This window comes from Flavobacterium sp., from assembly GCF_021151785.1.
Classification (GTDB): Bacteria; Bacteroidota; Bacteroidia; order Flavobacteriales; family Flavobacteriaceae; genus Flavobacterium.
The window spans coordinates 22,313-28,395 of record NZ_JAGKWP010000021.1; the positions used below are offsets into that span (position 1 = coordinate 22,313).

7 protein-coding genes are annotated in these 6,083 nt (G+C 32.0%); all 7 read right to left on the reverse strand.

Translation table 11 applies throughout. The features are described from left to right. Positions 1-11 precede the first annotated feature (11 nt). Positions 12-248: a 50S ribosomal protein L28 gene (rpmB, locus tag QZ824_RS03720; protein ID WP_014389078.1), complete on the reverse strand. Its 237-nt coding sequence runs from the start codon at positions 246-248 to the stop codon at positions 12-14. 79 nt (positions 249-327) lie between these two features. Beyond that, complete coding sequence (locus QZ824_RS03725; RefSeq protein WP_291274687.1) at positions 328-1,575, reverse strand: CinA family nicotinamide mononucleotide deamidase-related protein; 1,248 nt, start codon at positions 1,573-1,575, stop codon at positions 328-330. 80 nt (positions 1,576-1,655) lie between these two features. Continuing rightward, a complete protein-coding gene (locus QZ824_RS03730) occupies positions 1,656-2,003 on the reverse strand; it encodes a histidine kinase (protein ID WP_291274688.1) in 348 nt (115 codons plus the stop codon). Between the two features lies 1 nt (position 2,004). Then, positions 2,005-2,616, reverse strand: a complete 612-nt coding sequence (locus tag QZ824_RS03735; protein WP_291274689.1) for a fumarylacetoacetate hydrolase family protein — start codon at positions 2,614-2,616, stop codon at positions 2,005-2,007. Between the two features lie 27 nt (positions 2,617-2,643). Then, on the reverse strand, positions 2,644-3,414 hold the full coding sequence (locus tag QZ824_RS03740; protein ID WP_291274690.1) for a 3'-5' exonuclease: 771 nt from the start codon (positions 3,412-3,414) through the stop codon (positions 2,644-2,646). A gap of 542 nt (positions 3,415-3,956) precedes the next feature. Beyond that, positions 3,957-5,030, reverse strand: coding sequence for an HpaII family restriction endonuclease (locus QZ824_RS03745; protein WP_291274691.1), 1,074 nt, complete (start codon positions 5,028-5,030; stop codon positions 3,957-3,959). Then, positions 5,027-6,083: DNA cytosine methyltransferase (locus QZ824_RS03750; RefSeq protein ID WP_291274692.1), on the reverse strand; the 1,057-nt coding region annotated here is incomplete at its 5' end. The genes QZ824_RS03750 and QZ824_RS03745, both read right to left, overlap by 4 nt.

Sequence of the window (6,083 nt, forward strand, 5' to 3'; positions counted from 1 at the left end):
TGATTACCAGATTATTTCACAAATCCGTTTGCTTTTGCTTGTTTTAAAACAGCAGCAATACCATTTTTGTTAATAGTTTTTAAAGCAGCTGTAGAAATTTTCAATGTTACCCATCTATCTTCTTCAGCAATGTAAAAACGTTTTTTTACTAAATTAACAGAGAATTTTCTCTTTGTTTTGTTCATAGCATGAGAAACGTTGTTCCCAACCATTGCTCTTTTACCTGTAAGTTCACAAACTCTTGACATTATTACTAAACTTTATATCGTTATTCAAAATCAGGGTGCAAAGAAACAAATTTTTAAAATACAATGCAACTATTTTTCACTAGTTTTTTAAAATTTCTTTATAAAGAAGTTCAAATGCTTTGGCAACTGCCCTTTCTATTACCTTTTCACGAGGTTGACCAAAGTTAAATTCTTCAACTAAAACACTTTCAGGAATAGCAATAGCAACAAAAACGGTCCCTATTTCTGCATCAGCATCGCCTTTTGATGGCCCCGCATTTCCTGTTGTTGCAATAGCATAATCTGAATCAAATATTTTTTTACAATTTAAAGCCATTTCTCTTGCCACTTCAGAACTAACTACTGAATGCTCAACAATAACTGAAGGGTCAACTCCTAAAATTTTAGTTTTCATCTCTGTTGCATAAGGAACAACACCTCCTTTAAAATAGGAAGAGGCTCCAGATACAGCAGTAATCATTTGTGCTATTTTACCTCCTGTGCAACTTTCAGCCGTTGAAATAGTTAAACCAGACTGACTCAATTTTCTACCTACAATCACTTCAATCGACTCTTCCTCTTCAAATCCAACAATGATATCACCTATGATCGCTTTTAACTTATCTACTTCTTGGTCAATTGTCTCTTTCAAAATCAATTCATTTTCACCGCGAGCAGTTAATCTTAAGCGAACTTTACCAGGACTTGGCAAGTACGCTAGTTTAATAAATTTAGGTAAGTTCTCTTCCCATTCTTCTATTTGTTCTGCAATTAGACTTTCTCCTCTCCCGTAAGTCATTAGAGTTTTATGTACAATGTAAGGACGTTTAAATTTAGAAACCAAATAAGGGATAACCTCATTATCTATCAAGTATTTCATTTCATAAGGCACGCCAGGAAGAGAGACAAAAATAGTATCTTCATGCGCTATTAACATCCCTGGGGCAGTTCCCATTTTATTAAACAAAACTTTACACTTAGAAGGAACTAAGGCTTGGTCTTTATTTAACTGAGTAATTGGTCTTTTATAAAAACCTTCTATAATTTCTTTAACGTGCAATAAAACAGCTGGATCTTCTATTAAAGTATCATTAAAATATTCGCAAAACGTTTTTTTAGTAATATCGTCTTTTGTTGGCCCTAATCCTCCTGTTACAACCACAACATTAAATTGATTTTGCACATATTGTAACGTACGAAGTATATGGTTTTTATCATCTGAAATAGACAACATTTCATTGGTAGCAATCCCAATTTTATCTAATGCCTTGGCAATGTAAGAGGAATTAGTATCTACAATTTGGCCAATGAGAATTTCATCGCCAATAGTTATAATTGAAGCTTTCATTTTTTAGATTTAACAGGGCGTAAAAATAAAAAAAATCACGCGAAAACGTGATTTTTTAATATAGCTTTAAGATTTGTTTTTTAATTCAATTTAAAATCTTTTTTAAGTTCAGCTACAGCAGCGTCAATACGATCTTTCAATGATTTATACACTTCCTTAATTTCTTTACGTTTCCCTTCTACTTTAGTCCAATTCATTATTTCCAGATTATCATCATAAGCTAAATCCATTCCTAGTAAATCTAGAGTTGGTTTAATTTTATGAGCAGCAGCGTACGTTCGAGAATAATCTTTTAACTCAATACCCTCTTTAATAGATTTTAATTCAGCAGGTACTTCCTGTAAAAAGAGAGAAACAATTTGTAATGCAAACTCATTATCATTCTCTGAAATCTCATAAACTTTAGAAAGATTATATTGTAATGCCATATTATTTAACTTGAATTTTAAACATCGACCTTCCTTCTAGAAATCCTTCTAAAACATCATTTTCTTTTACAGCTGCCACTCCTTTAGGTGTACCCGTAAAAATAATGTCTCCTGTTTTTAGTGTAAAGAATTGAGACACATAAGCGATAATCTCATCTATATTCCACAACATTAAAGAAGTATTTCCTTGTTGAACTAACTGATCGTTATTTCTTAATTCAAAGTTAATATTTTCTAAAGAAGTCAACTCTTTTTTCGACAAAAAGCTACCAATAATCGCTGAATGGTCAAATGCCTTCGATTTTTCCCATGGTAAACCCTTTTCTTTTAACTTAGTTTGCACATCTCTTGCTGTGAAATCTATGCCTAGTCCAATTTCATCATAATATTTATGAGCAAACTTTTTATCAATGTATTTCCCCACCTTATTTATCTTAACCACAACCTCAACTTCATGATGCAAATCTTGTGTAAATTCAGGGATATAAAAATCGGCATCTTTAGGTAAAATTGCCGTGTCGGGTTTCATGAAAATAACAGGTTCATCTGGTCGTTCATTATTTAATTCAGAAATGTGGTCCACATAATTGCGTCCAATACAAATGATCTTCATTTTATCCTTTTTAGCTGATTGAAATAATTATTTAGTACTTAACTTTCTTAATTTTAAACCTGTCAATACTTTTTTGGTATACAAGGGGAAATCCGCATTTTGAATCCAACCGTAATAACCTGGATCTTTATCAAAAACATCATCAACCAACACGTTTTTATATTTACCAAAAGTAAAAAACTCTTGCCCTTTATCGTTTATTGCTATAAAACCAGCAAAATCAACCGATTTTTTTCGAGTTGTAAATTCAGACAAGCTTTTTATGTCATTTACTAAATCTGGATAACGGTCTAATTGTGCTTTTAATATTTCATATGTCGCCAGCGTATCAGCCGCAGCACTGTGAGCATTTTCTAATGACTGTCCGCAGTAAAATTTGTAAGCCGCTGACAAGGTTCGCTCTTCCATTTTATGAAAAATAGTTTGTACATCTACCGAAACTCTATTTTTCATATCAAAATCAACCTCAGCACGAAGCAACTCTTCTGCTAGTAATGGTATATCAAATCGGTCAGAATTAAAACCTGCCAAGTCGGCATCTTTAATCATATTGTATACATGAGGAGCCAATTCCTTAAAAGTAGGTTCATGAGCTACTTTTTCATTTGTAATTCCATGAACAGCTGTAGATTGTGGTGGAATAGGAATAGTTGGATTAACCAACCATGTTTTACTTTCTTTATTACCGTTTGGAAAAACTTTAAAAATTGAAATTTCAACAATTCGGTCCTTCCCTACGTCTATACCTGTCGTTTCTAAATCAAAGAAACAGATTGGTCGATTTAATTTTAATTCCATAGTGATTTTATATAGGACAAAGATAAAAAAACCCAACAGCTTTTAAAACTATCGGGCTTGTTTTTGAAAACAGAGCTAGGGTACAATGAAATGAAAACAATGTGATGATTTATTAGTTTATTTTCTCAATTGGTAAATTGGTTAATCTTGCTTCTCTATCTACACTCATAAGACTGCCCGATGACCTAGCTAAAACATCTTTTTATTATCGTGACTGAAATTTGGAATCTTTTTTAGCATGCTCAACGTCTTTTTACAAGTTTATATTCTATCGCTGAACCTGCTTACATTCGTTGCTTCTCCGATTTCAGCATCTCCTTTCAAACTCTCATTAGAACCTGAAACAAGTTCAGGTTGACAAACAGTGCGTTGATTCTTCTCTGTCTTACTAAACTTCCTCTATCTTGTCCTGCTGAACTTGTTTCAGCATCTCGTTTAAGTTCGTTACCTCTTCAATTTCATCAGCGCTACTCAACTACGCATTACTTGAATCGAACGCGAAAGGATTTATGCATAAGCTGAAATTGCCCTTTTATATTAATTTATTTAAAGCGTATTTGCAAATTAAGTTTGAAGTTTAATTGTCCATTCTCTTCATAAATCTCTCCAAATCCGTGCCGTGAACTACTTGCTGTTTCAAGTTTTGTGTTAGCAAGTAAATAATTTTCAAATTCGTTTTTATTATAAATGTGGTAGCATAAAATTTCCCCATCAGATTTTACAATTAAATAACCTCCTGTTGCATCATATTGACCTGTCCAAACTTTTGACGGCATCATACCTAAAGCAATGTCAGTTAAAAAACGTTTGATTTTGTAGCTGTAAAATAAGTGCTTGTCTGTTGTGTCAAATTTTAATGGATTTTCATTTTCCATTAATTTTACTAAATCTTCCATATTTGAATAAGAAGTTGAGTAGAAGTCAAGAACAACATTTGCCAAAATTTGTGGCAATAAACTGTCTATTAAAATTAGGTTATTACTAAAAATTGTTCGTTGAGTTTTTACAAATTCAAATTTTCCTCCTTTGTTTTTTATCTCTGAAATTCGGTCTTTAATTTTACTTTTTGATGAAATATTATTAATCTCATCAATCTCTTGTTGATTAATATTTACTCCAGAAATTTTGAAGATAAAATTTGTAGTTTCGCCTGCATTCAATAAAGTAGAAGGATTTCCTAATTGTGATTTTATACTAAAGCCTAAAGACGGCTGAAGTCCTGTTCTTTGGTCGTGAATGACAATTGTAATATCAGTTTTTGCAGAAGAATTTGCTTTCAGCGAGAGACAATTAATACTCTGCATAAAATTTTCAATATCAGGAATAGAAAACGTTCCTGAATTACGTCTAATTTCGGTCAGCAAATATTTAGCTCTTTCTTGAAATTCTGTAATTGGTATACGAAAAACTTCTTCATTTCCTGATATTACAACAATATCATCTTCAATTGAATATTCAAAATTTCCATTGACTTCAGTACGCAGTATTCTTAAAATTGGATATACTAGATTTTCAAGTTTTTTAATTTCGCTATTTCCAGGATGTAATTCTTTGTCGCCCAAAAGTTTAAACAACGCATAAATTTCGCTCCATTCTCCTTTGTTCCCTGTTATCATTTCTTAATTCCGATTAGTTTTAATATTTCATTTGCAGTAGCTTGAATAGCTGGTACAGCTACAGAGTTACCAAATTGTTTATAAGCAGATGCATCAGCAACTGGAATTAAAAATTCGTCAGGAAATCCTTGTAATCTTGCCCATTCTCGTGGAGTCATTTTACGAATTCCTTCTCGATTAACAATTCCTTTTATGTGAGTTGTTGGTGTAAAATCTGTAATTCTATAGTCTAAAACCAAATTTCTTTCTCTTCCCATACCTCCACAAACTACTGCATTTGCTATTTCATTGTCAGAAATAATTGCATAACCAAATCCATTTCCTTTTCCTTCATGTCTTGCCTTGTGATTAACCAAAGTTTGAACGTATTGAGTAGAAAGAAAATATTTTGTTGCGGGAACTTTCTTTTCCTTGACGTCTGCAAAAGTTACTTTTTTGTCCAAGGGTTTTGGGTATTCAAAATCAGTAACATTTGTACTTTGATGAAATCCAACAATATAAATACGTTCTCTGTTTTGTGGAACTCCAAAATCTTTTGCATTGATTATTTGAGGTTCAGGTACAAAATAACCCAAATCGTTTCGTAAAACATTTAGAATTGTCGCTAAAGTTTTTCCTCCATTATGGTTTCTTAAACCTTTTACATTTTCTAGAAAAATTGCTTTTGGTTGTTTGTGTTTTATAATTTCGGCAACATCAAAAAATAGTGTCCCTCTTGTATCTTCAAAACCACCACGTTTTCCAGCAATAGAAAATGCTTGACATGGAAATCCTGCACATAAAACATCAAAATTTTCAGGTATATATTTTTTTGTATATTCTTTGGTAATATCTCCAAAAGGTGTTTCTCCAAAGTTAGCTCTATATGTTTTTTTAGCATTTTCATCCCATTCACTGGTAAAAACACATTTACCTCCTAAATTTTGTAACGCTAATCTAAAACCTCCAATTCCAGCAAATAAATCGATAAATTTAAATTTGTAATCTTTTGGAGTTGGAAAAGGTACATTTTCAACTTCAAATAATAATTGTTGTAAAGCTACATCACTAACT

Coding starts and splice junctions, on each gene's coding strand:
- QZ824_RS03730 (WP_291274688.1), bottom strand. CDS start 2,003: ATGGCATTACAATATAATCTTTCTAAAGTTTATGAGATTTCAGAGAAT.
- QZ824_RS03740 (WP_291274690.1), bottom strand. CDS start 3,414: ATGGAATTAAAATTAAATCGACCAATCTGTTTCTTTGATTTAGAAACG.
- rpmB (WP_014389078.1), bottom strand. CDS start 248: ATGTCAAGAGTTTGTGAACTTACAGGTAAAAGAGCAATGGTTGGGAAC.
- QZ824_RS03745 (WP_291274691.1), bottom strand. CDS start 5,030: ATGATAACAGGGAACAAAGGAGAATGGAGCGAAATTTATGCGTTGTTT.
- QZ824_RS03725 (WP_291274687.1), bottom strand. CDS start 1,575: ATGAAAGCTTCAATTATAACTATTGGCGATGAAATTCTCATTGGCCAA.
- QZ824_RS03735 (WP_291274689.1), bottom strand. CDS start 2,616: ATGAAGATCATTTGTATTGGACGCAATTATGTGGACCACATTTCTGAA.